The organism is Rhizobium jaguaris (assembly GCF_003627755.1).
GTDB lineage: Bacteria > Pseudomonadota > Alphaproteobacteria > Rhizobiales > Rhizobiaceae > Rhizobium > Rhizobium jaguaris.
Genome location: NZ_CP032697.1, coordinates 45,733 through 72,515, shown reverse-complemented (window position 1 = coordinate 72,515; position 26,783 = coordinate 45,733). Strand labels below are relative to the sequence as shown.

Below are 26,783 nucleotides of genomic sequence, written 5' to 3'. Positions count from 1 at the left end.
AAAACTGGCACGAGCCATTTCAATGGTTCTAAACGAGTCGACGAAACACCGCGACAAGCGCCACGCGGCTATCTGAACCGCGCGGCTTGGCTGGAGAATGTAGGGCCGATGAGAAGAAAAGACGATCATTGCTGCGCTCGAGAGCCTCCCAGGCGACCTCGATTTGTACGGGGTCCAGATCTCATGGAAGTTGCGTCGCCAATGGTGGTATGGATGCCATATTCCGCCGAAGTCTGCCTCGAGAAATGATGGAGGCGCATCAGCCAGAGCGGTTCCCATAGAATGAAGCGCCGATGTTGTTGTCTCGATGTCGCAAAGCTGGCTTGTCGGCGGAGCATGTCGTCCCAGTCGAAAACCTACTAGACTAGAGCGTACGGCTGCGGTTCTGGTTCGGAAAGCTTAGAGGGGTAAATAGGTGGAGATCATGACGTTTGAACAACAGAAGATCCTCGCCGGCATTCGTTCAGTGGAAACCTCCGACGAGGCCGGCTTGTTCGCTTCGGAAGTTGCCGGGTTGGGGCGCGCTGTTGCCAAAGTCCATCGCCAAAGCGGTGCGGCAAGGATTATCGCCCGAACACTCCTTGCCGAACTAGGATTTCCACCGATGCCGATCTTGAAGACGCGATCTGGCGTTCCGATCTGGCCAGATGGCGTTGTTGGATCTTTGGCGCATCATGACACGGTAGCCGCCGCCGCCATTGCAGAGAAGAAAACCATTGCAGCGCTTGGTATCGACATTGAACCTAATGAGCCTCTTCCGGAGGATCTCATTGAATTGATCGCAACTTCCAGGGAGCAAAGCATGTATGACTTAGATCTGCTCCGGCGGAGGGACCTGTTTGTTTTAAAGGAGGCGGTTTATAAGGCGTGTTTTCCAATGAACCGCGTATTCCTGGAATTCCAGGACGTCGAAGTTGATATTGGCGCCGGATCAGCGTACGTGGCAAAGGCCAGTTGTGCTTTTTCGGTTGAGCTCGTTACTTCTAAAAATGTGCTCGGTTTGGCGTATCTAGGCGCCTGATCGAATTAGACCGTAGTGATAATTAATCATTTGCGCCAGAGCTATTGCCGGCTGCTTTGTCATAGCGCGTTGCAATTCGCCATTGCTTGAGCTTTGTAAAAAAGCTCTCGATCCCTTACCGCGCCTTGTAGGCGTTGCGATCGCAGCCATGCGGCTCTTTCGGTGACGGCGCGGTGGAATCATCGGTTCGCTACCCTGGGTAACCGACCGATTGTTACCGCGGAGATTTCGCTTTGATGCGGGCGATGGCGTCTGGATCTGAGAGGCTGTCGAAGCCGTCAAGGAAATCGTTCCAGGCTTCGGGCAAACGCCGAGCATGGGAAAGCATCTGCGTCAGCTCGTCGAAGCCGTCGTCAGTCAGGGCGGTGATTCTCTCATCGTCGCCGTGTATGACGCTGATGATACTTCCATAGGTCAGATTGTCGGAATTGCTGACGATCGCCTCCAGGAGTTCCAGGTCTTCGCCGAGCATTTCGGCGACATGGTTGAGGACAAATGTCCTGAGGAACTCGTGCACCGGCAGGTCAAATTGCCGCGCTATAGGTCAAATATCTGAACAAGGTTGTTGAGGCCGATCTCGGCAAGCTAAAACAATTGATCAGGCCGGTGAGAGGGTTCAAGACGCTGAAAACGGCCTATGCGACGATCAAAGGTTTCGAGGTTATGCGGGCTCTGCGCAAGGGCCAGGCTGCTATTTTCAACCTGACAGGCGACGTCCATGGGGAAGCACGCATCGTTGAACGTGCTTTCGGCATCGGACCGAGCGCGCTGACGGCGGCGGTAGAATTACTCGCCCGGAATCTCGAAAACCGAGAGGCTGCCAGGTAATCCGCGTCCCGACCTACGGCCATCATGACCAAAATGGAAATTTGCAACAGAGCCCTTGGCGGTCTCCCGAGAAGCTGCCGGGCAGCCGACACCAGCTGTCGGGACTTGTCGAGTCCGCGACACTGCAGTGTCGACTCTTGCCGCTGCACTTTTATTTAAGCCATTGAATAAGACAGAGAATCAATCTCCGGGAATTTTTCTGCGTAGTTGGCATGACTTTTGGATGCCTCTCATGGTGGGCTGGCGGCAGCTACACTGCCATGTGACATCACGAAGGAGCGACAGCAACATGCCAAGTCTGCGCCAGATCACATCTTCTGGGAAAGGAGATATGGGCAAATCTGCCACGTCCCAAAATAGACCCGGCGTCCTCCTAGTGGTCGGACGGAAGATTGATCTCGGGTGCGACCCCGAGAGCAGCTCCGCCCGCCCTATCCTGTACCTGAAGGCAGAGGATTCTGTCCTCCATCCCGCCGCGCAGGACCGCACTATTTGGTCGAGCATGGTCGATATTCCTGGCCGCAGCGCCCCAACTACTACATCGGCGGTCCGGCTCCTAGACGTTTGGAGACCCACTGGGCCGCTACCAAAGTGGTCGACAATGCTATCGCAGCCATCGACCCCAATCCCGACGTGAGGCGTGCGTGATGGCGGCGCGTTTGAGGGAAGGAATTATGTTAGATGTCAAGAAATTGCAGAGGGAAGTCCGCGAGCTGCAGTAGCGGGAAGGAGTTGCACATATGGAAATGCACAGCTCTGCCGAGAAGCACTCCCGGTCAACTGGACGGATAGCAAGTCAACCTCCGGGAAGAGGTTCGACGTTACACTGCAATGAGGAATGCCCGCATTGCAGAATTCACGATTACGAGCTCATTCGTCACTCGCCACGGCTCCAGCTTGATGCCGGAATACTGTCCCCAACAAATGGCACGAACCGCATCGGCTGCCGCCACTGCACCACAATTTGCTTGCGAGGCCATGTGCCTTTACGGCATCGCCGACTAGCGGAGTGTTTCCATGAATGATGCCGGTGCAGATCAAGTTGTCATACTTGCAGCTGGGCTTGGCAGCCGATTGATGCCGATCACGGCAGAGATCCCCAAAGCGCTCGTGCCGGTTGCCGGAGTCCCAATTATCCAACGATCTCTGGCGACGCTGGCTCGGTGTGGCCTGAAGCGCGCGATCATCGTAGTCGGCTATCGCGCAGAGCAAATAAGGGAAAGTCTAGCCAAGTGGAGTCCGCTGGAAGAGGTGCACTTCATTGAAACGGACTGCTACCGATCTAAAAACAACTCGACCTCCCTTTGGGCGGCGCGTGAGTTCCTAACTTGCAATACGCTCATTATGGACGGCGATACTATTCTTAGTGATACGATCATCAAACGCACCCAAGCGGAGCCTGCCCACTGTGTGATACCCGTTGACCATATACCTGACAATTCGACCTCTGGTGCAGTCGTCCGCCTTGCTGACGACTTCGCTGTAGAGCATTTTCAAGTTATTGCGAAAGGAGGCCTCAGCGAGCTTTCGCATGGCAACTGGTGGAAGACTCTCAGCATTTACAAGCTCAGTGCGTCATTTTGCCAGGAGCATCTAGTGTCCTCACTGAGAGAGTGCGCTTCCGCGCAATCCGGTGAAGCTTTCTATGAAGAATACATCGCGCGTTCCTTGACCGCTTCCAGAATGCGAGCGCGTGGCGTGATTTGCTCCCGATCACGCTGGATAGAAATCGATACGCCCGCGGACCTTGCAGCCGCGGAGCAAATGTTTGCTGAATCAAAAATCTGGTGAGCAGATTATGACCAATCCTCTCAACCGAGGCTCCCCTCTCCTACATCGCATTGGTGTGGAGCCAATCATCAACTGCACCGGCGTGCGCGCCATCAATGGCAATTCGCGGTTGACTAAGTCGGTCCGGACCGCGATGGACGAAGCATCCCGGGTGTTCGTCAACATGGACGAGCTACAGCGAGCGGCGGGACGATATACAGCTGAAATGATAGCGGCTGAGAACGCACTGATTACGTCCGGCTCGGCGGCCTCTTTGACGCTCGCAGTTGCCGCTTGCGTAGCCGGGAACGACCCTCATCGGATCCTCAAATTGCCTCTGAGTGATCCTGACCGACGTCTCGTCCTTGTGCCGGCCGACCAACGGTTCTCCTATGAGCATTCTTTGCGCCTGGCCGGCTGCAACATTGAGTTCCCCCGGGACAAGCAAGAGCTACTTTGCCAACTTGGCAAGAAGCCGTGCATGATTTGCGCTCTAGCCCGTCGTTCAGAGGATTCCGTTCTGTCGATTCGTCGCCTAAAGGTTCTCACAGGCGGCCAGATTCCAATTCTGGTCGATGCAGCAGGATTTTGTCCGACGCACCCTGATCCTTGGCTCGCGAAAGGGGCGGACCTAGTTGCGTACAGCTTGGGCAAGTTTGTCGGCGGTCCTGCAGCCTCTGGATTGCTCGCCGGACGCCGCGACCTGGTGGAGGCTGCTTCAGCGATAGCCGCGCCTCATCAGGGGTTTGGCCGAGGCTTCAAGATCGGCAAAGAGCAAATTGCCGGCGCTGTGGCAGCGCTGGAGGAGTGGTTTCGTGACGGCTGCTGCGCCAAACTCCCCACGATGTTGGAACGTCGTCTGAATTTAATCTCAAATCGCTTGGCTTGCGAGGCCGGCATATCGGTCTCGATAGCAAGAGCACCAGGGAACGTTGCTCCAAGGTTACGGATCTCGTGGGATCCGGCAAAAATACCCACCACCGTATCAGAGCTCCGGAATCGGTTGCTGAAGCGAACGCCGCGGATCATGATCGATGATCCCAGACGACTACCGTACGAAGTCAGTATTGACCCGACCTGTCTCCGAGATGATGAAGCCGATGCCGTCGCAATCGGCGTGCTCGAAGAGCTGAAGAGTGCTGTTCTGCGAATCGGTGTGCAAGAGAGAAACGAAGTAAAATCGCTGGAGGGCCTGTGGCGGTATAGGATCGACTACCCGATGCACGCGAGAGAAGGCACAATTATTATACCGAATGGTCGATTGCTCTCCGAGGCTACTGTCAACATTGATGGCCAAGAAGTAATCGCAAAGGCATCAATCGATAACAATAAACTTCGTATTAGCTGCGAAACAGCCCACGACGAGTGGACAATCTATTACCGCTTTGAGGGGACGGTCACACCAAAAGGAATACGGGGCCGAGTGTCTGGGGGAATGGCCCGGCGAGAGCACGATAGTTCAGCTTTTCGGGAGCAGTTTGGGACAGCTCCTTGGAGTGCTTCACGTGAGAATTCATCTTATCTATCGACTGGCGAGGTCGGCGCAATGTCCGTGGCTGGCAACTTCAGGGGAGCAACAATATGAACACGGCAATACAGAGGCCGCGTAATTCTTGTGCTGGGGCAATGGGGGTCGCAAACGGTCACCATGGTGAGGTCCTCCAAGGCGTTTTTGTCGACAAGCACGGGGGACACCACCGGGGCCTAATCACCTTAGCATTCCCTTATGTGCAAACCATTGCTTGGGCGGCTCCGTCCGCAACACCCGGGCTGCAGTTTTCGCCGATTGAGCGGGAGAAGGCCCATCGGGCTGTGATGCTATTCCTGCGGAATCATCTCAAGCGCGGAGAAGGAGTTGACGTTCAGGTCTGCTCCAACATACCAATGGGCTTCGGTCTTGGCTCATCCACAGCCGACATTGTGGCCGCTGTGCGCGCATGTGCACGTGCCCTAGGGTGCGGCATCTCTCCCAAAGAGATCTTCCAGATCGCCGTTAAGGCGGAGGAGGCCAGCGACGGAACGATGTTCAGAGGGAACGCCTGTCTGGTCGCCCATCGTGAAGGACGGGTTCTCGAGACCTTTGCCAAGAGCCTCCCGCATTTCGGCCTCGTGAGCTTCAATGCCAGCCCTGATCGTCCCGTCGATACAATCTGCTTCGAACCCGCTCGCTACAACGAAGATGAAGTTGGCGAGTTCCAGGAACTCTTAAGAATGGCCTCTCGTGCTATTGCCAATGACGACGCCGCTCTGTTGGGACAGACCGCCACTCGTAGCGCGCTCATCAACGAACGCTTCTTGCCCCAGCCACGTTTTCAAGAAGTGCTCGAATCCTCCCTGTGTTCTGGCGGCTTGGGAGTTCAAGTCGCCCACAGTGGACGCATGATCGGAGTCATGGTGGCGCCTGACATTGGAGTGATTCAACTCAAGCGGCTGCTAGGAGGACTTCGCGAGATTGGCTTTCTGCCGACGTACTACCCGGCACTGGCGTAGCGGCTTGAGAGAACGTGATGAAAGTTACCCCAGAAGCAGATAGGCCCCGGTCAATTCTCAGCCCGCTGCAGGACGCCGCCAACCTTGTGACTTTGGCCGGGACAGCCTTCTCAGCGCTGGCCATCATTGCCGCTATCACCGGCGACATCCACCTGTCAATGAGCCTCGCGCTCTTCGCTGTCGCTCTCGATTGGATCGATGGAATCATTGCACGCCGCGCACATAACAGGATGCCGGCAGCAGGTGAGGTCGGCCCATTTCTGGACTGCTTTGCCGATTTCCTAAGCAGCAGTCTTGCTCCGGCAACGATTGCGCTTTCCTTAAACGGTATCGGTGCCTGGCAGGCAATCGCCTTCACGTTTATCGTCCTCTGTGGTGTTATCCGCTTAAGTTATTTCAATGCCTTCGGAGCTACCGGCGATGGGCGAGTACAAGGACTGCCGATCGCCCACAACATTCCGCTCCTGGCGGTTTTCACGCCTTTGTACCCAATTGTCATTGGGAAGGGGTTTGGGGTTGCCTTTGAGCTTGTGACCATTGCCCTTTCGATTTTGAACATCTGCTCGTTCTATTTCCCTCGGGGCCGAGACACCGTCGTACCGCATGTGATGACAGGAGTTCTCCTGCTAATAGGCATCAACCTAGTCGCGGGGCTGCTGAGGTAATGGGGCTCTACCATGGTGACCATCAAAGTGGCGGAACGCCTCGCGGACTTAACCGACCGTTGGGCCTATGGAGGGTGCTGTGTCACAGGCCGATCCGAATAACTTAGACTCGGAGGAACAGCCTCGCACCGACCCTCAAGGGGGCAGCGGAACGCCTGCTCCCTTCCGATTCGGGACTGGGTCTTCAGTATCAACACTAGCCTAGTGATCGCAAGCTTGTCTCCAGCGGGACAGCCGCGATTGCCTTGCGAGTTGGGCTGCAAATCAGGGCAGGCAGGAGAGGAAATATTGACTCATGACTTCAAAGACGAAACTTGGTCGAGGTTCTCGGTCGCATCACGCTACTACAAAAATCGTGTGCCGCTATCTGATAATGTTATTTCATGCCTCGTCCGGTACACCGAATTGCATGCCGAGAATGCAGTCGTTGCGGATATCGGTGCCGGCACGGGACTGCTAGCATCAACCCTCGCCAACCGGGGTTTTCGTGGTTATGCCGTGGAGCCAAACGCCTCCATGAGAGCGGAAGGTGAGCGCATTCACGGACGCGATTTCTCTTTCCAGTGGGTAAACGGAACAGCGGAATGCACCGGGCTGAAGCATGAGGCTGTTGATTGGATTTGCATGGCTAACGCCTTTCATTGGGTGGACGCCAGCGAGGCTGTGGGGGAGTTTCAGCGCGTTCTGTCGCCCGGGGGATATGCCTCAGTCATCTGGGTCCTACCCGACTTCACAAACGACCCGCTGAGGACATGCATCGAGGCTAAGATCGAAGAGATGGAGCCAGGGTTAGACCGAGCCTACAGAAGAGCACTAGAAGTAATGGAGAACGTCGAAGCCTCTCTCCAGTCATCCGGATCATTGCACGATTGCATCTATATTGCATCAGATCATACTGTGCATATGGAAAAACTGCGTTACATCAACGTATTTCGAAGTGTTCAGGATATACCAAACCAGATTGGCCCAAGTCGTTGGGCACGGGTTCTTGCCGCTATAGAAGATGTAATCAGCTTAGCAGACGAAATCGCCCCACTTTACAGAACATACTCATGGACTGTCAGGAAGTGATGCAGGATATAAAGTTGCCGCTAGGCAACTTTATACTTGGCAAGGGCCAGATAATTCAACTCAATACCAAGCCCGGGTCGATCGGGCGGGCGAACCCCCCCGTTCCGGACGCGCCATGGCTGCCCCTTAATGAGATCGTCTTCCGCAAAACCGGCGAGTGATTGAGCAGGCCTGCTCAACTCCGGCCGGGAAATCCCAACGTGGCACATTGCCGCGAAGGCGATGCCGAGCTCCCACATTGACCTCAGCCAGCAACGTTTTCCCAGTGCTCTTGCCGCGGCAAGAAGCTCCAGCGTGGAGTCGATGCCGCCGAGCAGAGAAATATCTGGAACAATGGCGTCGATATTTGGATAGGGCTTTATTGCATCAAGGTTTGTGCAATGGCTCGAAAGTGGGATTCCGTAATCGGCTCGCAGGCGGTCCATTTCCGAGAGACTCGCAACCGGTTCCTCCACGTTCGATATGGATGCCGGCATAGTTTTGTCGAGAAAGTAGGTTGCGGCTTCGGAGGAGTACGTCATGTTGACATCTACCCCAATTTCGATCTTTTCCCCTAATGCCTCACGCACGGCGTGAACGGTGTCGATGTCGCATTGAAGATCGTTGCAACGGCCGATCTTGAATTCGAAGTAAGTAGCTCCGGTGAGCTCAACCGCTTCGACCGCCCACTCCGCGAGACGACCTGGCACCTCTTTTGTGCCGCAAATCTCCGGGTTTACCGGGTAGCCGTAAGCAACGAATGGGGCCTTGTCGCGTTGCAAACCACCAATCATCTCGTATATAAGGGAAGATCGGCACATTTTCCTGCAATGTCCCATGCAGCCAAATCCACCGCCGCATAGGCCAAACGCTCCATCTGATACTCTGGGAATCCGTAATCAAGGACTCCATTCAGACAACGTGAACGCATGAGACCTCTGGCGAGTGGAGGAAGCCCAATCAGTTGAGGCGCGAACTTGCTGTTAATGACATCAGCGGCCCATAAGCCGCGCGTTTCCCCAACACCCGAAATCCCAACATCGGTCTCAATCTCCACGATTGTGCGGTCGATATGGGTCCTCCGGAGCCATAAGCCCCCGTGGCTTTTGCTGATTGGCACAAGGACAGGGGTCGCTTTGACCGACGTGATTCTCAAGGGCATGGCTCCAGCTACTCGAAGGTCCCCGAGTTGCCAGCACACTCTGCAATGGTCCCCGGGCGACGGTCATATTGGTCAAGATCTTGGCAAGGCAGGATTGATGCTATTGTGCAGCCGGAATCCGACGGAGCCGTTAGCAGTAGCCGCGCCCGAACCAACGCGCCTGCGCACTCAGCTCCAGAATGAAAAAGGAAGCCTCCAAGAGGATGATCTCCGAAAAATTGAGTTCATGCTCACGATCGGAGCCAGCGATGTTGGAACTCTCCGCATCTGAATGTCCACGATTTGAGCACACTCAATACTCTCTACAGTATGACACTATGATGACGAGTGAGAGCTTATGACCGGTGGGGTGATGATTCGACCAAGCAATGGAACAGTACCGAAGATCTGGCATGAGGTCAGGCACGAAGGGCGTCTGCTCGCAGAGAACATCTCGTGCCCGCGTTTGGACAATTAACTACTGTGGTGTGCAGATCAACGGCGGGCAAAGCGGTTGCAAAGTGAAAGCGGTTCGCGAAATTACGGTCGAAGCCTTCGTAAATTGCCAGGCTGCCGCATTACCTACCTACTTCGGCACCATCGAAAACAAACTGGATGCGATCAGCGGCGTAGCAGGTAACATGGCACCATACGGGACTACCCTTCTCGTCCACTTGCACGGCTTGCTTTTCGACGATCGGTCTCGACAGGGATTGATCGAGTAGCTTTGCTTCCTCTTCTGTCGGCATCCGCGCGATTACCTTGGCAGTTCCGGGCCACAAGGATACAAATCCAAATTTCGCCATTGCGGATTCGACATCTGCCTCCGGCCCCATAGCTTCTACGAAACCCGAGAACCTGCGCTTTTCCAGGAAATTGGTGCTAAAGGCAACCGGTCGGCCATTGCTTTCTGCGATTAGCTGAACGGCCAGTACAATAGTTCCAGGAACAAGGTCGAGGCAGGAACATATCCACCTGTCAGCCGGCCTACTTTCGAAGGAGATCAGCTTTCGGCTGGGCAATTGATTGTTGGCCCGGACATTCTGAGGAAATGTAACGCGTGAGGCCATACGATATTCGAGCACATCGTTTTCGATGAATGCTCCTCGGCCGTGTTCTATCCTGATAAGTCCTTTATTCTGAAGCATCGCGAGCGCCTTGCGCGAGGTCATGCGGCTAACGCCAAAGCGCTCGGCTACTTTTGTGTCTGCGGGCAAACGCCCTTCCGCGTCAAACTCTCCGTCCAGAATTTCGCGATGCAACGTCTCCACAATCGTTTTCCAACGGGGTTGTGCTGAGGACCCGGAGGGGGATGAGCTCATAAAATTATCCTTCTGTCATGCAGTTGTCACTGACACTCGTATATACGAGTTCTCAATCGCCGGCAGAGATTACGTCGGTTGGTCGCGAATGCAAAGTCTCCTCGAACAACGGATTCGGCAATGCTTAATCGTCCCATTTCCCGACGCATGTTCAACGTCTCTCTCGGCGCTTCCGCCCTTGCGGCGATAACGCGTCCCGGTCTGGCACACGCAAACTCCACTCCCAGCAAGGGTGGTCGCCTCAGAGTCATGTTGCAGGAGACTGCATCTTCTTCTCTGCTCGATCCCACCAAGGTCGCCTCCTTCAGCGTCTACTTTGCCTATGCGGCAGTCGGAGAAAGGCTGGTAGGTGTCGACAGCCGTCTCAATCCCGTCCCAATGCTTGCCGAGAGTTGGGAGCCGGTCAACAACAAGGTCGATGGCTGGCTGTTCAAGCTGCGCCGTGGCGTGGAGTTCCACAACGGCAAGGGCCTGACCGCAAAGGACGTCATCTTCAGTCTGAACCGGCTTCGCGACCCCGTTTTGCAGTCGCCGTTGCGCGTTCTTCTCGAACACATCACCGACATCGTCGAGGAAGACACGCATACCCTCCGCTTCACACTCTCGCGCCCCGACGCTGACTTTCCCCTATTGTTGGCGCAGGATCGGTTCTATATCTTCCCGGAAGGTTTCTCGACCTTCGACAAGCCGGTGGGCACCGGCCCCTTCGTGGCGAATGGGCTGAACCCTACCAGCGTCAACGTTTATCGCCGCTATCAAAACTACTGGCAGAACGGCAAGCCTTACCTCGACGAGGTGGCATTCCAGGGCAATCAGGATCCTGTCGCACGTGTTTCTGCTCTTCTCGCCGGTGATGTCGATGCCGTGCAGACGGTCAACTTTACGCTCGCGAAGCGCATTGCGGCGACATCCGGTTTCCAGGTCGTCAATTCCCCCAGCGGCGTGCACAACGTCGTGGCCATGCTGACCGACACTCCTCCCTTCGATCGGCCGGAAGTACGCGAAGCTATGAAGTACCTCTTCGATCGCGAGCAGATGCGCGACCGCCTCTGCGCCGGGTTTGCGCAGATTGGCAATGACCACCCAATTCCACCCTTCAGTCCCTTCTACCACAGCGAGTTGCCGGTCCGCGCCTATGATCCGGATCGGGCCAAGTCCATTCTTCAGAAGGCAGGTGTGAATTTCCCGACACAGGTTCTGCATGCCTCCGACGCGGTCACGCCCGGCGTTGCGGTTGATCTGGCGCAGATTTACGCCGACGGCGCGCGCAAGGCGGGTATTTCGCTCGATCCGAAACGCGATCCGGTCACCGGCTATTGGGACAATGTCTGGCTGAAGCAGCCGCTGATGGTGGGCGGATGGGGTACGCGTTTCACACCCGACCTTATGCTGCGCGTCGCTTACCGCTCTGGTGCGAAATGGAACGAAACGCACTGGAGCCGACCGAAGGTGGACGCGATGATGGACGAGGCGGTCGCCACCACCGATGTCAACCGCCGTCGAGAACTGTACTGGGCAATCCAGGAGACGATCCATAACGATGGCGGTGCGGGCATCCCCTTGTTCTTCGACCAGCTCGACGCCATCACCAGCAAGGTGAAGGGCGTTTCGCCCTCGCCCCTTGGCTCGCTGACCGGTCCGGCCATGGCCGACCTTTGGCTGGATCCGGGCGCCTGATCTGCGATGTCCGATCACTCTCTCACCCTTGAGCAAGACGAGCGGAGGTCGCCCCTGGCGAACCTCCAATCGATTGCTCTTGAACTGGCAATCAGGTTGGCCATTCTCCTGGGCGCGGCCGCGCTGATATTCTTCGGAACGGCTCTCATTCCGGGCGACTTCGTGACGGAATTGCTCGGTCAGGACTATACGCCGGAACTGGGCGCCCAACTGCGCCATAGCCTCGGGCTGGATCGCCCGTTGCTGGAGCGCTTCACCATTTGGCTGTTTCACTTCCTGCAGGGAGAATTCGGTCAATCATTTACCAGTCGCATACCGGTCTGGGAGGTCGTTCAGCCGCGTCTTGCCAACACGCTCATGCTTGCCGCCGCCGCACTTTGCTGGTTTCCGCTCGCTTTTGCCGCTGGCGTGGCTTCGTTCCTCGCGCCACCGCAGGTCCGGCGCTGTTTCCAGCTCTTCATGCAAATTGTGCTCTGCGCACCGGAGTTTCTCATCGCCTATATTTTCATCTATGTTTTTGCCGTCCAGCTCCATCTGCTGCCGGCCGTTTCGCGACTGGCACCAGATCAGTCGCTGACCGAGCACATCCGCGTGCTCCTCCTGCCCAGCGCGTGTCTCGGGATCGGCATGATTGCCTATGTCGCTCGCATGCTGCTGTCGCTGCTGCTGATGGAAGAAAAGAAGGATTATTTCGAGTTTGCTCGCCTGCGCGGCTTTAGCCGTAGCTGGATTGCGCTCAATTATGCGGTTCCGTCTATTCTTCCTTCGATCCTCAACCTTCTGCTCATCTACTGCGCCTACCTGCTAACCGGCGTGCTGGTGATCGAGGTCGTCTTCGGGATTTCCGGGATCGGCGAGCTGGCAGTGTCATCGGTCGTTTGGCGCGATGTCCCGGTCCTGCAGTTCTGCGCCGTGTTCATAACTGCGATCTATGTGGGCATTTATTCCCTTTCCGACCTGATCGCCGGCCGTTTCAGCAAAAGAGGTGCCCTATGAAACCGACCAGCTCAGAGCAAAAAAGTGCGGCAGATGTGACGGCCAACGCTTTCGAGGTCAAAGACCTTTCAGCGGTCATTTCCAACTCGACGACAGGCGCCCGGCGTATCGAAAAGCTCTCACTGGCTTTGAAACCCGGCACGCTATCGACAATGATAGGGCCCTCAGGCGTCGGCAAGACTAGCCTCTGTCTCGCCCTCATGGGATGGATGAGACCCAACGTTCGCATTCTGGGCGGGGAGGTCCTTCTGGGTACCCAGCCATTGCTGCAGATGCAACAGCGCCAGCGGCAGTCCCTTTGGGGACGCGAGATTCTCTACGTTCCGCAATCCTCCGCGACGGCGCTCGTGGCGTCGCGCAATGTCGTCAGTCAGATCGCTGAGTTCGCGGGCGATACCGCCCAAGAGCGAAACGAGCGCCTGAGGCTTCTCCAGGCTGCCTTCGATCGGCTGGAGGTTCCAGGATTTCAGGAGGGTCGCTATCCGCATCAATATAGCGGCGGGCAATTGCAGCGCGTCTTGATCTCGTTGGTGTTCTGCGCCACGCCTCGACTGATTATTCTCGACGAGCCAACGACCGCATTGCAGCCCGACCTCAAAGCTGGCGTTATGCAGGACATAAAGGCTCGCATTGAGGAGATCGGTGCTGCAGCGCTTGTCATTTCGCACGAATTGCCATTCTTCGCCGAGTGCTCGGATCAAACAATTGATCTGAGCGGGTTTGTGGTCTCGGACAGAAAGCCGGAGCCGGTCAGTCCAACTGAGCAGCCTGCCACGGCAACGCGTCCCACATTGCAACTCGCGCCGAAGCCGGTCGACCAGCCGCGATTGCGGGTCGCAGGCCTCTGCGTCAACGCGCAGAACGGCCGGCCGCTGCTCCGCAATGTCGGTTTTCAGGTGCGGCCGGGAAGCTGCCTGGGCATCGTTGGCCCCTCCGGCGCCGGAAAGACGACGATCCTGCGCAGCTTGCTTGGGCAGCACGGCGATGCAAAGGGGACGATCGAGGTCGATGGCGAGCGGTTGCCGCTGCACTATTCCCGTCGGACGGTGGAGCAAAGGCGCCAACTCGAATATGTGCCGCAGTCGGTGAAGCTGCACCTGAACCCGTCTCTGAGCGCCGACTATCTCATTCGCAGGCGGTTGCGTCAGGCTGGGCGTAATCACTCAGCCGATGCCGTCGCGGACATTCTCGGCAAGGTCCTCCTACCGGAGGACTATCGCCACAAAACAAGCGCGGAACTGTCGGGCGGGGAATGTCAGCGATTGGGCATAGCGCTGGCGCTTGCCAGCGGTCCGTCACTGCTGCTGCTCGATGAAGTCACGGCCTCTCTGGATCCGGAGAATGCGCGGATCGTTGCAGATATTCTCGGCCGGCACCGAGAAAGGGGGAACATTGGCATGCTGCTCGTTTCGCACCAGCCAGAGATTGTCGCTCGCCTTGCAAGCGACGTTCTCGAACTGCGCGATGGTCAGGTGGTGCAGCCGATCGGAGACGGTCAGCAGCCCTCCACATCCGGGCACTATTTATCCGCACCTATTTTCAAAAGCGAGAGTGGGCCACAGCAATGCGCGCTCTGATATTCATCGGCTTCATCCTGTTCTTCATCATCGCTCCATTTTTCGTCGGGACCCCGGCAGATAGCTTTTCCGGAGGCGACCTGTTTGAAAGCCCGTCCCAGGTGCACCTTCTGGGAACCGACTATCTAGGCCGCGATATGCTGTCCGAAATTCTTCGTGCCGGCAGCGTAACGATGTTCATTTGCGTCGCGGCGACATTGCTGTCGTTGGGCTGCGGTTTGATCTGCGCGGTGCTGTCGAGCGCCATGCCGGCAGTTCCAGGCGCAATCCTTGCCCGATGCATGGACGCTTTGAACTCCATACCGAGCCTCATCATCGCATTCGTGCTCATCGCTGCATTCGGATCGACGACGGCAAGCCTCATCCTCATCATCACCGTCGTCGAGTTCACCCGGGCCTATCGCTCGCTCAAAGCACCGGTGGTCCAAATCTTCGCCGAGCCATTCGTCGAGCTTTCTCGAATAAGGGGAGAGGGCTTTGCCTATCTGGTCACGCGAGACGTATGGCCGAACATTCGCCCTTACGCGGCCGTCGAACTCGTCAACCGTTTCGTCGCCTGCCTGATGTTTCTGAGTGCGCTTAGCCTGCTTGGAATTGGCGTCCAGCCGCCGACGACCGACTGGGGAACTCTGATCAAACTCAATGCGACCGGCCTGTTGCTGAATTCGACTGCACCGCTCATTCCGGGAATTTTCATCCTTATCGCTTCATTGCTCGCGCTCTTTGCGGCCTCCGATGCATCCCGCCAACTGGACTTCTCGAAATCATGACCAAACTGTTCCTGCATTCGTATGGCCTTCGCTACCAATACCGCCACAAACCGGGTTTCGATGTTTTCGCGCTCGTCGATCTTGCCGCCGACCTCGGATTCGACGGTCTCAACGTCTCGTGTTTTGAGCCCAACTATGTCGAAATTTCTGGAATTGAGCTGGCTCAGCTTCGCAAGCTTCGCGCCTATCTCGAAAAGCGCAATATGCTCATCGACATCGAGACCGCAGGTACCGAACCAGCACACATTGAACGATTGCTCGAAATCGGGCGCGAAGTGGGTGCGGGATACCTACGGACCTATACCAAAGGAACTCCTGACCGGCGACTTCGTGTCGAGGAAGCCAAAGCCGATCTCGCGCAAGCAGCGCTATTAGCCGAGCGCGCCGGAATTCCGCTGCTTCTTGAAAACCACGAGGATCTCGCAGCCAGCGAAATCGCTGAAATCCTTTCCGACGTCGATAGCCCGTGGGTGCAGGGTCTTTTCGACTATGTGAATTCGATGCTGTTCTACGAGGATCCGCTGACATCGCTGGAACTGATGCGCCCTTGGATACGCTCCGCACATCTGAAGGACTGCATAATTCTCGCTCCAGACCAAGGTGGTCTGCTCGGAGTGCCGATCGGCGCAGGCAACGCGCCGGTGGCTGAGATGACTTCAGCGCTCATAGGTTCGGGTGTCGACCGGATCTGCTTTGAAAATACTTGGGCTTATCAAGCGGCTATGAGGGACCGTCGCGGCAATTCCGCGCTGGGAGAAGGATATTTTCGAAATCCTGTCAGGCCGCTACGCGAGCCCGGCGAATATATTCACATCAAAGATCTCCTCGCCATGGACCCCGCAAAGGTCGTTGAGTTCGAATACTGGGCTCTCGGGCATTCGCTGCAATGGCTCAAAGCGGAGATCCCGGCATTCGCCCATATCAACATTCCCGAACTGCGAAAACACGGGGGTCCAGTGCAATCGGTTTGTGCGGTAGGCTTTGGCGAGGGCACACCCATTTTCTCTGCAGGACATTAATGGGAGTCTCGAGAGTTACCGCCATCAAAAGTAAACTTGATTCGATCCGCAGCATAACAGGCAACATGGTACCGAATTGGGCCATCATCATCCAAGTCGGCGCATTCTTTCTGTACTACTGGTCGCGCTATCGATTGGTCTAAGAGAGTGGCCTCCTCAGAGGTTGGCATACGCGCAAACATCGTTACACCTGTTGGTTTAACCGATTTAATGCCGTAGGCGAGAAGAGCACGTTCAATGTCAGCCTGTTCGCCCATGGCTTCAACGAACTTTCCGTATCTTTGAGCATCTAAGAAGCTTCGGCTAATTGCGAGAGGTCGGTTGCCCACAAATCCGAGTAAATCGACGACCAGCACATTGGCTCCCGCGAGTATATTCAGGCGGTCAGCAATTTCAGGAGATGCTTTTTCAACTCTATTGGACAAAAGCTGTCGCCGCGGTTGACCGTCATCGCCTAACATATTCTGCAAAAGCGTCTCTCTCCGTAGAATGCGATATTGAATGATGTCATGTTCGACAAACGCTCCCTTCCCATGCAAAATTCGGATTAGCCCCTTATTCTGCAAACTCGCCAGTGCCTTGCGAGCGGTGAGGCGACTAACGCCAAACCGCTTAGCCACTTCAGTGTCCGCTGGGAGAATACCGTCAGGTCCGAATGCTCCAGTGAGGATTTCTTCCGAGAGGGCGTCACCGATCACCCGCCAAATTGCTTGTTTACTAGTCACACGTTCGCAGTCCTGCTTTCATGGTCGTGTTCAGCAATAGCTTTTTCCGTCGCCTCCACCATTCTGGTCTTAAGCTGAACAGTCCAACTTGTGGTTTCATGTGGTAGGCGAAGCTCTCGAGCGCCGCGAATCTGCCCTTCAATCCACGAAAGCAATTCCTCCCACCGTTCTGCGCCGATCTGACTTGGAATATCGTGCGTCCCTCGCCACGACAAAAGAAAGCGTTCAGGAGTTTTCGAGACGATGTGCTGACGATGAATCTGCAAGCATTCCGTGAATGTATTGGAGAGGTGAATGATATCCTTGAGGCGCATCATCAGATCACGTATTCCGTGCACGACGCGCTTAAGCCCAGGAAACGTAGTGGAGATATGATTTTCTATCACCGTCCGCGTTCTGCAGCTTTGATGATCAGGAAGGCAATAGACGATCGAAAGAAAACCGCCGGGCCGGAGTATTCTCCTCATCTCGTGCAAAGTGGCGTGCCGATCCATCCAATGGAAAGCATTGCTAACAATGGCCCAATCCACTGAATGATCAGGCAGTGATGTATTCTCTCCGGTACCGGGGCGCCATTCAAAAGCACCCGAAGTGATCATTGCTCGCTTACCTTCATTGCGCATTTCGTCATTGGGCTCGATCGCAAATCCTCGCAGATGGCGAGATGCAAGGTCGCTGGTTAGCTTGCCAGTTCCAGCCCCGATGTCCGCAACCGTGAAGTTGGTCCTCGACGCGCCCACATGAGCCGTCAAGATATCCAGAACAACTTTGTCGTAAGCAGCCCGTGCAGCATAGTAAGATGCGGTATTGGAGAAGTCCCCATAGGTGTAGCTGCCATTCATGAGCAGTGCTCCTTTTGGGCGCCATCTGAATTTGACAGCGTCCGCTCTATAGTTGGAAAAGCTATGGAAGTATAAATCGCTGAAGTTGCTGCAACGGCTGCCGAACCTGTGAACGCATGCAAAAGCGATATCCGCGAGATCAATCCCCAAAGAGGGCTAGCGAGCGCGAAGCCTAAATACGATGATGTCAGATACCATCCAATCGCGGTGGCCGCAGCACCTGGGGCTGACAGCTGCAAGCAGGCGCCTGTCATTAGTGATTGAGAAATCGTCCAAGCAATGCCAATGGCAAATGAGCTTATGGAGAGTACAACTGTTGACATGTCGGCGGGTAAATCAAGAGTTAACGCATAAACTGCGATACCGCTCGATAATTGCAAGGTCATCACGGCTAAGAACGTTCGAAAGGACAAACGTGGAGCCAACACATGGATTAGCGCAATCGAGGCAACCGCACCAAACCCAAGCAAAGCCATTTGCAAGCCTAGCATTGTAGGACCAGAGTGCATTCTCTTCACTAGTAGGGGGAGCAAAGCCCACACGACGGAGGCGCCGATGGAAGTCATAAACCCCGCAGCACATATCATTCGGATGTTAGCGTTGAAAGAGCCTAAGACATTTGCAGGGAAAGATAGACGACACGTCCGAAAGGAATGATACTCTTGGGGTATAACAACTGTGAACAATGCGATCGAGAAGAGAAGGCAGAAACACACTACTGTCATACCGCCTAGACTGCCTCCATGAGACAATGCTATTCCCCCTAGGACCGAAACGACCAAACGCGCTAAACTATAGCTAAACGATCCAAGTACGGCTGACCTAAGTGCGTGAGATTTTGGCACTACGCTCGCCGCAATGGAATTCCATGCCGGTGTAACGAACGCGAAGCCGCAACCGCAAACAAACGTCAGAAACCAAAGGCTTTTTTCAGTGAGCGCTCCAAATACAATCAGGACGATCGCTGCTATCGTTGCGATCATCAGCGCCCAATGTGCAGATAATAAAAAGAAGCGAGGAGATCCCTGATCAACTAAATATCCGGCAACGATCGCGAGCAGAACGACAGGCAGATAAAGCGCGGTTTGTACCGACGCTGCGGTTGAAGGGTCGCTGCTCAGATCGCTCATTATCCATGAGGTAGTCATAAAACATGCCCATATGCCACTATGAGAAAACAAGCTAGCAAACCAAAATCTACGAAATACTCTGTTTCCTAGTGGATGGAAGAGAGAGCCTCGCGGAAAAATGACCGACTTCATTGGTGACCTAACGAGTTCACGCTTTTTCTCATAACCATCTACCGACAAGGTCGTCCGCATTATTCTCGAACAACGATGCCACTCACAAGAAGCCCCAGGTGCGCGCCTGACGCCTTCCACTTCATGCCGACCTCGTGCTCGGAGCTCAACGCCGTCGAGAACTCCTTCGCCAAGCTGTCGAAACGTCGCCTCCAGCGCACGCTTTTCATTCCTTCATCGCCCTTCAACCGCCATGTTTCCCCGTAGGCCAAGCCCTTCATTCGGACCGCTGATCGCAATAAGACCATCGCCGCCGTCAAACGTGGGCACTCAATCCATTGGACCGTATGTCCTCGTTGTGACGGCAACTCGCCCCGATCTCCACTGCCTGCGGGACTATGGATGGCCAGAGCCCAATGCGCGAGCTTAGCGGGGGAGGGGCGAGGGGCCATGATATGCGAGCCTTCTGGCGCTTCGGCGGAGTTGCACCGGAAAACAGCATTTTCAGTGAAGGTAACCAATGGGAGATTTTCCTCCGTGCAGACGCGTTTACGAAGAACCAAGCACGTATCGTGCCAAATAAATTGTGTGTTTAAAACAAAAGGATACGCCAACGGTTCTATGTCGTGATTCTGACATTCGAGGTCGTTTTGTCGGTGTCGAAGCGATACTCCCCGTTGGCGCTATTAGGCTCTTCCGTAATTCTCGGTGTGCGGATTCTGGGAATTAACCGGACGGGATTCCGATCAAGATCCAGTTTTTCCGTCCTGACGATGCCTTTGGGTCAGCAACCTTGGCATGAAGCTGCTCGGTATCGACGAGGGAAATTTCATGCCGTCAAAGAGAAGGCCACATATGACAGATGCTTCGGCTCTCTGCCGGCGGGACAAGCGTACGCGAGATTGCGGTGGTGCTCGGGATCACCCGAATACCATGCAAGATAATCTGGATCGGGCCAAAGCCGCTGGCCATTGCCCGGAGAACCGACAGACGATGCTCTGGAGTATCGTCTTTCGCCCGCGCCGGCGTCACGAGCCAAACTGCGCGGAACTATCCATCGAGCTGAAGAGGCCCGGCGTGACGCTGCTGATCCTGTGGGAGGAATATCGCGTCATTCATCCTGATGGGTATGGCTATAGTCATTTCTGCGAGTTGTTCCGCGGTTTCGAGCAGCGCCTTTCGCCGAGCAACCGCCAAGAGCATGCTGCCGGCGACAAAGTCTTCGTGGACTATTCCGGTAAGAAGGTGCCGATCGTCGATCGCAAGACTGGCGAGATCCGGGAGGCGGAGCTGTTCCTCGGCGTGCTCGGGGCGTCGAGCTAGACATTCGCCGAGGCGACCTGGACCCAGACTCTGCCGGACTGGATCGGCTCGCACGTGCACATGTTCGCCTTCTTCGGCGGCGTGCCCCGTGTTGTCGAGAACGCTTGGATCAGCAGGCTGCGGGGCACATAACCGTTCGGGACACAAAAGCCCGACAATCTGAAGTCGGGTGTCAGCCGGGCCAGCTTTTACGATCCCGAGATTAACCGCAGCTACGGCATGATGGCGTCGGTGTTGGCGGCCGCCACCAAGCACGTGATCTCGTGATCTGCACGGAATGGGGACAGAGTCGAGCAGAATTCGCCCGCCGGCTGCGCGCGCAAGCTCTTAGCGTTGCTGGGGCATAGCTTGGTGCAACCAGCGGGTAGTCACCCGGGAGACCCCACTTCTCACGATATTGCTCCCGAGTAAGGTCGTACTTTGCCATCAGGTGGCGCCTCGGGGCCTTGAACTTTTCCATCCTCTAGGCAGATGATGAAATCAGCAGTTACGGACTTCATAATCGGAACCGCGGGGCGCTGTTCTTCAAGGGCCGGTTCAACTTGATGGCGTTGAGATATGCCACTCAGCGACGAATACGTCTGTCGGATAAGATGGGACAAATTGCCGGCAGTAACGATGTTGCGGCTTACATAGGCCGCGACGATCCGGCTTGTCAGCTCTAGCTTCCGCTCAACATTGCTCGAACGCGATTCGTTCAGCATCGTCTTCTTTGCTTTCCTCTCAACAAGACCCGTTGGCTCAACGTGCAAGTAATTCCGCCTGAAAGAAAGCGGTGCCGGGGCGGGCGTTTTCGACAGATTTGCGGTCATCTAGACTATCTATCCTCTTCCGCAGTCCTCATATTGCTGTCAGACTGACTCGGTTTCTCGGTTTTTATTCACGCATGATCCGCACCCCAACTGGTGCACCGGAGCTCGGCTTCCACTCGAAATCTAAGGCAACAAAACTTGTGCCAATCGATCGATCGAGCAAAAAAGTTCTATATTTCTCTTTATTCTCCATCACTTAAATCAAGCAATGGGAGCACGAGATTTCACTCATCGAGCGTATGTCGCGAATCCGACAAATGCCAAGGTACTGTCTGCGATCGCCCAAAGAATGCGCGCATCGCACACAACATCCCGGCCTAGCCTGCAAGACCGCCCCACATTCCCCTTGGTCGTTACGCCTCAAAACGCTGACTAAGATCACGCTGGTTTCTTCAGCAGAATTGGCCTTAATCAGATCGGATCAGAGGTGTTTCTGAATTGCGATACGCGTGTAGTTTGCAGATCGACTAGCTAATCATAATAGAATTGGAAAAACATAGCGACTCAATGACTTAGTTCCATAATTAAGCTTATCAACCACAATCATACATTGAACTACATCTCTAAGAATTCAATCCGTAGGATTGACACCCTGCCTATGGATGGCGAGAGCTTGGGCCTTTGCACGAGCGTTGATTGTCCGAATGAATCGCGGTCAGGGCATCTAATATGCAGATCCGGCGCCATTCAATCGACCGTACATGGCTATTGTTGCACGCGAATCCCATATATTTTGTCGACAACATGCCCTTCGCCATGCGAAACCCTCACCGCAAAGTGGTCGCTGCCGACATAGCTCAGAGCGGACTGGTAGTAGATCACCGGCAGCGTCAGAGAGTCGCATTTGGCAAATTGATCCTTTGCGGCGGGTTCAAGGATGAAGTGCGACTTGCGAATGATACCAAGGGGTTATCACTCGCAAGGAAAACGCAATGAGACGCGCCTACTCGCAGACTGGATTGGACGAACGCCGTAAGATTGCTCGCTGGAGAACGGCTGGCCTCAGTATCGAGGTCATCGCCGAGAGGACGACATCGCTCGACGATCTTTCGCGAAGTCAGACGCAACATGTTCGTCGACAAGCAGATACCTGATCTCAGCGGCTACTATTGCGTCACGGCGCATGACATAGCCTGCGAACGTCGTGCGAAGCTGCGGAAGCTTGCACGCTTCTCTGATGTCCGTCAATCTGTGATCGACCGGATCGTACAAGGTTGGTCACCACGGCAGGACCGCCTGCTTCACCATTCGACAGTGATCACCATCCGGGGCGATAGCTACCGACTTCGCGAAAAGCGCCGCTTGAAACCAACGAAACTGCAAACCAATGAGGGGGTCAGTTCTTCAATTCGGCAAGGGGTCAATTCCTCGCTTCGCTTGGCATGAAGGCTTGTTCTCCCGAAATGTCGTATTGCTGACAATGTCGGACATAAAGCGCAGCTCTGTCTCCAGAGTCGCATTGTTTTGAGGAGTTTTCTGACTTGGTACGACGGTTGCTTAGCCATCAGCAACCACGCTGCGGCACGAACCGACAAGGAAGCTCACTGTGAACAGGTTCGCTGAACAGGCGCTCGCCTCCTGGTTCGTCTCGCGCAGGGCCGGAAGGCTTCCCGCTGTCTCGGAGGTGCCCTGCCAGTCGACGGGTCATCGTGGGTGTACGCGCCACGCTAGCATGACTGTCCGGCCGATTCTGATCGCCTTGCAACAAATGAGCAGAATGCTCCAGGTTTCCCTGCAGGCTCTGATCGGCCGGCGGCTTCAGGATGCCGTGCCGCAGCCGATCTGCGACAGTTACCTCCGCTGGCAGAGAATCGATGCAAGCTCACCGATGGCCTCTGCACAGTACCGTGTTGAGCCAGGGAGCGGCGAGCCATGAATGGCATGCAGCAGAACGTTCATCGGCTCACTGCGCCGCAGACGGAAATCTGGCTGGCCGAGCAACTCACGCCGGGGACCGCGCGCTATAACATCGCCGAATATCTGGAAATCCAGGGGCCAGTCGATCAAATTTTGTTCGAGAGGGCGCTACGCCAGACGGTGTGCGAGGCAGAGAGCTTGCACGTTAGTTTCTTCGATGGTGACGAGGGGCCGCGGCAAATCCGTCGCCGCCGGACCGACTGGTCCTTCCCGGTGATCGACGTCAGTGCCGAAGCCGATCCACGCGCTGCGGCAGAGGCCTGGATGCAGGCGGACCTCGCCCGGCCGGCCGATCTGGTGCACGGGCCGCTCTTCACCTACGCCCTGTTCCAGGCGGGCCCCGACCGTGCCTTCTGGTTCCAACGTTATCACCACATAGTCATGGACGGTTACGGCGCGGCGCTGCTGGCGCGCCGTTTGGCTGATGTGTACACGGCGTTGGCCGCGGGCCGGGTGCCGGAGCGTTCCCCGTTCCCCACATTTGCGGAATTGCTTGCGTCGGATGCCGAGTACCGCCAGACAGAAGCTTTCCTGCGGGATCGAGCGTATTGGACCAAGCGCTTTGCAGACCGGCCTGAACCGGCGGGTGCCCTTGGGTGGCGATCGACGGGCGGCGACGTCCTGCGTCATCGGGCACATCTACCGGTTGAGACAGGAGAAGCGTTGCGGGATCTGGCACGGAGGGCCGGCGCCACCCTGCCACAACTGATGATCGCGCTGGGGGTCGCTTATCTCCATCGAATGCACGACCAAGCGGACCTGGTCATCGGCTGCCCGGTCACGGCGCGCGCGGGCCGGACGTTGCGGCAAATTCCGAGCATGGTCTCGAATGTGGTGCCGCTGCGCTTGGCGGTGGCGCCAGGCACAAGCCTCATGGACCTGATCGGCCAGGTTGGCCGGGAGGTACGCCAAGCGCTGCGCCATCAGAGGTATCGGTATGAGGACCTGCGCCGTGACCTCGGCCTCGCGGCTAATCGGCAGCATCTGTTCACCACCGCGATCAACATTGAGCCGTTCGACTACGCGCTCAGCTTTGGGGGTCATGTTGCGGCGGCGCGAAACTTGGCTAACGGCCCGGTCCGGGACCTCGACCTTTACGTCTTCGATCGCGGTGCCGACGCGCCCTTGGAGATTGCTCTCGATGCCAACGCGACGTTCTACGCGTCCGCCGATCTGGCCGCATACCAGGCGCGACTGGAGTTGTTGTTTGAGACTGTGCTTGCCGCGCCCGGGCGGCCGATCAGTTCGTTTGAGCTGCTCGCGCCCGCCGAGCGCCGGCAGATCGTGGAGGAGTGGAATGCCACTGCCCGGCCGGTGCCTGAGGTCACCTTGCCGGCGCTGTTCGAGCAGCAGGTGTGCCGCAGCCCCGCGGCCACGGCGCTGATCTTCGAGGATCAGGAACTCAGCTATGCCGAACTTGACGCCCGCGCTAACCGGCTGGCGCATCACCTGATCGGGCTGGGAATCGGGCCCGATCAGGTGGTGGCGATCTGCCTGGAGCGCTCGCCGGAGATGGTCGTTGCGCTGCTGGCCATCCTCAAGGCGGGAGCGGCCTACCTGCCGCTCGATCCCGGCTATCCCGAGGCTCGACTGGGCTTCATGCTCGACGACGCCGGCCCGGCGGCGCTGGTCACCACCTCCGCACTGGCCGCCCGCCTGCCTGCGGCCGGCCCCGTCCGCCGGCTGCTCGACGAGCCGCAGTTGCGGGCCACCATCGCCGCTGCCCCCGCCACCGCTCCCACTGACGCAGACCGCGTCCGCCGGCTCGATATTCGCGACCTCGCCTATGTCATCTACACCTCCGGCTCCACCGGAACACCCAAGGGCGTCGCCGGACTTCATGCCGGCCTTGTCAATCGTTTGAGCTGGATTGGAGAGCTGCAGGTCTACGGACAGGGGCCGGTGCTTGCGAAAAGCTCCATCAGCTTCATTGACGGCTCAACCGAACTCCTTGGGGCACTGGTCCATAAGAGTTCGGTCGTGCTGGCACCATGTGCTGTGGCTAGGGACCCTGCCAAGATCGCAAACTTGATCGAGTTGCGAGGCGTCTCTGGGGTCACCCTTGTACCGAGCTTGCTCAATGCCGTGCTCGAGCAGACCGGTTTGCACAGCCTGATCTCGTGCAGAGCTTGGCTGGCCAGCGGTGAAGCGCTGCTCGGAAGCCATGTCGCCGCTCTGAATGCGCGCCTGCCGGAGGCGCGGTTCTTCAACTTCTATGGCGCATCGGAAGCCACCGGCGACAGCTTATATGCATTATGCACGCTCGATGAACACGATCGGCACAAACCTCCTCCGATCGGCCGACCGATCTGGAACACTCGTGTGTACGTGCTCGACGGCAGTCTGCGTCCGGTGCCGGCAGGTGTGGCGGGTGAGCTGTACATTGCGGGGACGGGTCTGGCGCGAGGGTATTGCGGGCGCCCGAGCCTGACGGCGGAGCGGTTCGTGGCATGCCCGTTCGGCGAGCCGGGAGAGCGGATGTATCGCACCGGCGATCTGGCGCGATGGCGGGCGGACGGCATGCTCGACTTTCTCGGCCGGGTCGACGACCAGGTCAAAATACGCGGCGTTCGGATCGAGCCGGCAGAGGTGGCGGCGGCGCTGAGCGCCCATCCGGCGGTCGCACAGGCAGCGGTGGTGGCGCGCGCGGACGGCCCAGGGGGCCAGCAGCTGGTCGGCTATGTCGTGGCGGTGGCAGGCCAAGACCTCGACGCCCAGGCGCTACGAGCGCATGCGGCGGCGCGGCTGCCCGAACACATGGTGCCGTCGGCGATCGTCGGGCTCGAAGCCCTGCCCCTCACCCCGAACGGCAAGCTCGACCGCAAGGCGCTGCCGGCGCCCGTCATGGCGAGCCGCAGCACGCGGGCGCCGCAGACGCCAGAGGAGGCGCTGCTATGCAAGCTCTACGCCGATCTGCTGGGGCTGGAACGTGTCGGCCCCGAGGATAACTTCTTCGAGCTCGGCGGTCACTCGCTGCTCGCCACTCGCCTGGTTGGCCGCATCCGCGCCGCCCTCGCCGTCGAGCTGCCGATCCGGGCCCTATTCGACGCCCCCACCCCCGCCCAGCTCGCCGCCGGTCTCGCGGAGGCCCGCCGGTCGGGGGCACCACGCCCCGCCCTTTCACCGCGACAACGGCCAGCGGTGATCCCGATGTCCTTCGCCCAGGCCCGGCTGTGGTTACTCGACCGCCTGGAAGGGTCGAGCTCAGCTTACACCATCCCGCTGGCGCTGCGGCTCGAGGGTCGACTCGATGTCGCGGCGCTGGAGGCCGCGCTCGCAGATGTGGTGGCGCAGCACGAGAGTCTACGCACGCTGCTGGTGGAGGCCGATGGCGTGCCGGTACAGCACATCCTCGAGACCGAAGCTGCCCGACCTGCCCTCGCCGTCGCCGCGATCGAAGAGCAGGAGCTTGCACTCACCCTTGAGCAAGCGGCGGCGCAACCTTTCGATCTCGCGGGTGAGCCGCCGCTACGCGCCACTTTGTTCCGCCTCGCCCCAGAGCGGCAGGTGCTGCTGCTAGTGTTGCATCATAGCGCCTGTGATGGCTGGTCGCTCGCGCCACTTCTGGAGGATCTCAGCCAAGCCTATGCCTCCCGC

General features: G+C 57.0%; 20 protein-coding genes and 6 pseudogenes. 17 read left to right on the top strand and 9 right to left on the bottom strand.

Features of this window, described 5'->3' with window-relative positions; translation table 11 throughout:
* Window positions 1–424 precede the first annotated feature (424 nt).
* Window positions 425–1,021 carry a 4'-phosphopantetheinyl transferase family protein gene (locus tag CCGE525_RS37170; RefSeq protein ID WP_245472523.1) on the top strand — a complete coding sequence of 199 codons (597 nt, stop codon included), beginning with the start codon at window positions 425–427 and terminating at the stop codon, window positions 1,019–1,021.
* Window positions 1,022–1,043: 22 nt separating this feature from the next.
* Here the strand turns inward: CCGE525_RS37170 and CCGE525_RS39445 are convergent.
* Both CCGE525_RS39445 and CCGE525_RS37165 read right to left on the bottom strand, forming a co-directional pair.
* Window positions 1,044–1,219: pseudogene (locus CCGE525_RS39445) on the bottom strand (IS5/IS1182 family transposase); the annotation flags it as partial.
* Window positions 1,220–1,235: 16 nt separating this feature from the next.
* A complete protein-coding gene (locus tag CCGE525_RS37165; RefSeq protein WP_120709269.1) occupies window positions 1,236–1,493 on the bottom strand; it encodes a hypothetical protein in 258 nt (85 codons plus the stop codon).
* 71 nt (window positions 1,494–1,564) lie between these two features.
* On the opposite strand from CCGE525_RS37165, the pseudogene CCGE525_RS37160 reads away from it, so the two are divergent.
* The 7 genes and pseudogenes from CCGE525_RS37160 to CCGE525_RS37130 all read left to right on the top strand — a co-directional run.
* Window positions 1,565–1,849, top strand: a pseudogene (locus CCGE525_RS37160) (DDE-type integrase/transposase/recombinase); the annotation flags it as partial.
* Between the two features lie 223 nt (window positions 1,850–2,072).
* Window positions 2,073–2,486, top strand: coding sequence for a P-loop NTPase family protein (locus tag CCGE525_RS40025; protein WP_120709268.1), 414 nt, complete (start codon window positions 2,073–2,075; stop codon window positions 2,484–2,486).
* 380 nt (window positions 2,487–2,866) lie between these two features.
* Entirely contained in the window at window positions 2,867–3,640 is a 774-nt protein-coding gene (locus CCGE525_RS37150; protein WP_120709267.1) for a phosphocholine cytidylyltransferase family protein, read from the top strand.
* Window positions 3,618–5,204 (top strand): hypothetical protein, encoded by a 1,587-nt coding sequence (locus tag CCGE525_RS37145; RefSeq protein ID WP_162950457.1) that lies wholly within the window; start codon window positions 3,618–3,620, stop codon window positions 5,202–5,204. Before CCGE525_RS37150 ends, CCGE525_RS37145 begins: the two co-directional genes overlap by 23 nt.
* Before the next feature lie 143 nt (window positions 5,205–5,347).
* A complete protein-coding gene (locus CCGE525_RS37140) occupies window positions 5,348–6,109 on the top strand; it encodes a GHMP family kinase ATP-binding protein (protein WP_162950456.1) in 762 nt (253 codons plus the stop codon).
* A 17-nt stretch (window positions 6,110–6,126) separates the two neighbouring features.
* Complete coding sequence (locus tag CCGE525_RS37135; RefSeq protein ID WP_120709264.1) at window positions 6,127–6,774, top strand: CDP-alcohol phosphatidyltransferase family protein; 648 nt, start codon at window positions 6,127–6,129, stop codon at window positions 6,772–6,774.
* A gap of 288 nt (window positions 6,775–7,062) precedes the next feature.
* Entirely contained in the window at window positions 7,063–7,845 is a 783-nt protein-coding gene (locus tag CCGE525_RS37130; protein ID WP_162950455.1) for a class I SAM-dependent methyltransferase, read from the top strand.
* 20 nt (window positions 7,846–7,865) lie between these two features.
* On the opposite strand, the gene CCGE525_RS37125 is transcribed toward CCGE525_RS37130, so the two are convergent.
* The 3 genes from CCGE525_RS37125 to phnF all read right to left on the bottom strand — a co-directional run bounded on the left by CCGE525_RS37125 (window position 7,866) and on the right by phnF (window position 10,287).
* Entirely contained in the window at window positions 7,866–8,663 is a 798-nt protein-coding gene (locus CCGE525_RS37125) for a mandelate racemase/muconate lactonizing enzyme family protein (protein ID WP_120709262.1), read from the bottom strand.
* Window positions 8,615–8,986, bottom strand: a complete 372-nt coding sequence (locus tag CCGE525_RS40020; RefSeq protein WP_120709261.1) for an enolase-like domain-containing protein — start codon at window positions 8,984–8,986, stop codon at window positions 8,615–8,617. The genes CCGE525_RS37125 and CCGE525_RS40020 overlap by 49 nt, the downstream gene beginning before the upstream one ends.
* 557 nt (window positions 8,987–9,543) lie before the next feature.
* Window positions 9,544–10,287 carry a phosphonate metabolism transcriptional regulator PhnF gene (gene phnF / locus CCGE525_RS37115; protein WP_120709260.1) on the bottom strand — a complete coding sequence of 248 codons (744 nt, stop codon included), beginning with the start codon at window positions 10,285–10,287 and terminating at the stop codon, window positions 9,544–9,546.
* Window positions 10,288–10,407: 120 nt separating this feature from the next.
* Here phnF and CCGE525_RS37110 point away from each other — a divergent pair, with 120 nt between their 5' ends.
* The 5 genes from CCGE525_RS37110 to CCGE525_RS37090 all read left to right on the top strand — a co-directional run bounded on the left by CCGE525_RS37110 (window position 10,408) and on the right by CCGE525_RS37090 (window position 16,326).
* Window positions 10,408–11,964, top strand: coding sequence for an ABC transporter substrate-binding protein (locus CCGE525_RS37110; protein WP_120709259.1), 1,557 nt, complete (start codon window positions 10,408–10,410; stop codon window positions 11,962–11,964).
* Window positions 11,965–12,060: 96 nt separating this feature from the next.
* A complete protein-coding gene (locus CCGE525_RS37105) occupies window positions 12,061–12,960 on the top strand; it encodes an ABC transporter permease (RefSeq protein WP_162950451.1) in 900 nt (299 codons plus the stop codon).
* The gene (locus CCGE525_RS37100) at window positions 12,957–14,537 is read left to right on the top strand and encodes an ABC transporter ATP-binding protein (RefSeq protein WP_120709257.1); all 1,581 of its coding nucleotides are present in this window, start codon (window positions 12,957–12,959) and stop codon (window positions 14,535–14,537) included. The genes CCGE525_RS37105 and CCGE525_RS37100 overlap by 4 nt, the downstream gene beginning before the upstream one ends.
* Window positions 14,525–15,307: an ABC transporter permease gene (locus tag CCGE525_RS37095; protein ID WP_120709256.1), complete on the top strand. Its 783-nt coding sequence runs from the start codon at window positions 14,525–14,527 to the stop codon at window positions 15,305–15,307. The genes CCGE525_RS37100 and CCGE525_RS37095 overlap by 13 nt, the downstream gene beginning before the upstream one ends.
* Complete coding sequence (locus tag CCGE525_RS37090) at window positions 15,304–16,326, top strand: sugar phosphate isomerase/epimerase family protein (RefSeq protein ID WP_120709255.1); 1,023 nt, start codon at window positions 15,304–15,306, stop codon at window positions 16,324–16,326. Before CCGE525_RS37095 ends, CCGE525_RS37090 begins: the two co-directional genes overlap by 4 nt.
* Here CCGE525_RS37090 and CCGE525_RS37085 read toward each other — a convergent pair.
* Genes CCGE525_RS37085 through CCGE525_RS37075 form a run of 3 tightly spaced genes read right to left on the bottom strand, consistent with a single transcriptional unit; the run spans window position 16,323 to window position 19,155 of the window.
* The gene (locus tag CCGE525_RS37085; protein WP_120709254.1) at window positions 16,323–17,051 is read right to left on the bottom strand and encodes a GntR family transcriptional regulator; all 729 of its coding nucleotides are present in this window, start codon (window positions 17,049–17,051) and stop codon (window positions 16,323–16,325) included. The genes CCGE525_RS37090 and CCGE525_RS37085 overlap by 4 nt on opposite strands.
* Window positions 17,048–17,893, bottom strand: coding sequence for a class I SAM-dependent methyltransferase (locus tag CCGE525_RS37080; protein ID WP_120709253.1), 846 nt, complete (start codon window positions 17,891–17,893; stop codon window positions 17,048–17,050). Before CCGE525_RS37080 ends, CCGE525_RS37085 begins: the two co-directional genes overlap by 4 nt.
* The gene (locus tag CCGE525_RS37075; RefSeq protein ID WP_245472538.1) at window positions 17,890–19,155 is read right to left on the bottom strand and encodes an MFS transporter; all 1,266 of its coding nucleotides are present in this window, start codon (window positions 19,153–19,155) and stop codon (window positions 17,890–17,892) included. The genes CCGE525_RS37080 and CCGE525_RS37075 overlap by 4 nt, the downstream gene beginning before the upstream one ends.
* Window positions 19,156–19,198: 43 nt before the next feature.
* On the opposite strand from CCGE525_RS37075, the pseudogene CCGE525_RS40015 reads away from it, so the two are divergent.
* Window positions 19,199–19,354 (top strand): annotated as a pseudogene (locus tag CCGE525_RS40015) (IS630 family transposase); the annotation flags it as partial.
* A gap of 635 nt (window positions 19,355–19,989) precedes the next feature.
* Entirely contained in the window at window positions 19,990–20,457 is a 468-nt protein-coding gene (locus CCGE525_RS37065) for a transposase (protein WP_205587542.1), read from the top strand.
* Between the two features lie 202 nt (window positions 20,458–20,659).
* On the opposite strand, the pseudogene CCGE525_RS37060 reads toward CCGE525_RS37065, so the two are convergent.
* A pseudogene (locus CCGE525_RS37060) lies at window positions 20,660–21,158 on the bottom strand (Ros/MucR family transcriptional regulator).
* Between the two features lie 1,043 nt (window positions 21,159–22,201).
* Here CCGE525_RS37060 and CCGE525_RS37050 point away from each other — a divergent pair.
* Window positions 22,202–22,499 (top strand): annotated as a pseudogene (locus CCGE525_RS37050) (helix-turn-helix domain-containing protein); the annotation flags it as partial.
* Window positions 22,500–23,141: 642 nt separating this feature from the next.
* Window positions 23,142–26,783 (top strand): annotated as a pseudogene (locus CCGE525_RS39660) (amino acid adenylation domain-containing protein); the annotation flags it as partial.

What these genes read in the sequence shown, in the direction of transcription:
- CCGE525_RS37170 (WP_245472523.1), top strand. Translation starts at nt 425, where the DNA reads ATGACGTTTGAACAACAGAAGATCCTCGCCGGCATTCGTTCAGTGGAA.
- CCGE525_RS37165 (WP_120709269.1), bottom strand. Translation starts at nt 1,493, where the DNA reads ATGCTCGGCGAAGACCTGGAACTCCTGGAGGCGATCGTCAGCAATTCC.
- CCGE525_RS40025 (WP_120709268.1), top strand. Translation starts at nt 2,073, where the DNA reads ATGCCTCTCATGGTGGGCTGGCGGCAGCTACACTGCCATGTGACATCA.
- CCGE525_RS37150 (WP_120709267.1), top strand. Translation starts at nt 2,867, where the DNA reads ATGAATGATGCCGGTGCAGATCAAGTTGTCATACTTGCAGCTGGGCTT.
- CCGE525_RS37135 (WP_120709264.1), top strand. Translation starts at nt 6,127, where the DNA reads ATGAAAGTTACCCCAGAAGCAGATAGGCCCCGGTCAATTCTCAGCCCG.
- CCGE525_RS37125 (WP_120709262.1), bottom strand. Translation starts at nt 8,663, where the DNA reads ATGGGACATTGCAGGAAAATGTGCCGATCTTCCCTTATATACGAGATG.
- CCGE525_RS40020 (WP_120709261.1), bottom strand. Translation starts at nt 8,986, where the DNA reads ATGCCCTTGAGAATCACGTCGGTCAAAGCGACCCCTGTCCTTGTGCCA.
- phnF (WP_120709260.1), bottom strand. Translation starts at nt 10,287, where the DNA reads ATGAGCTCATCCCCCTCCGGGTCCTCAGCACAACCCCGTTGGAAAACG.
- CCGE525_RS37110 (WP_120709259.1), top strand. Translation starts at nt 10,408, where the DNA reads ATGCTTAATCGTCCCATTTCCCGACGCATGTTCAACGTCTCTCTCGGC.
- CCGE525_RS37100 (WP_120709257.1), top strand. Translation starts at nt 12,957, where the DNA reads ATGAAACCGACCAGCTCAGAGCAAAAAAGTGCGGCAGATGTGACGGCC.
- CCGE525_RS37095 (WP_120709256.1), top strand. Translation starts at nt 14,525, where the DNA reads ATGCGCGCTCTGATATTCATCGGCTTCATCCTGTTCTTCATCATCGCT.
- CCGE525_RS37090 (WP_120709255.1), top strand. Translation starts at nt 15,304, where the DNA reads ATGACCAAACTGTTCCTGCATTCGTATGGCCTTCGCTACCAATACCGC.
- CCGE525_RS37080 (WP_120709253.1), bottom strand. Translation starts at nt 17,893, where the DNA reads ATGAATGGCAGCTACACCTATGGGGACTTCTCCAATACCGCATCTTAC.
- CCGE525_RS37075 (WP_245472538.1), bottom strand. Translation starts at nt 19,155, where the DNA reads ATGAAGTCGGTCATTTTTCCGCGAGGCTCTCTCTTCCATCCACTAGGA.
- CCGE525_RS37065 (WP_205587542.1), top strand. Translation starts at nt 19,990, where the DNA reads ATGACAGATGCTTCGGCTCTCTGCCGGCGGGACAAGCGTACGCGAGAT.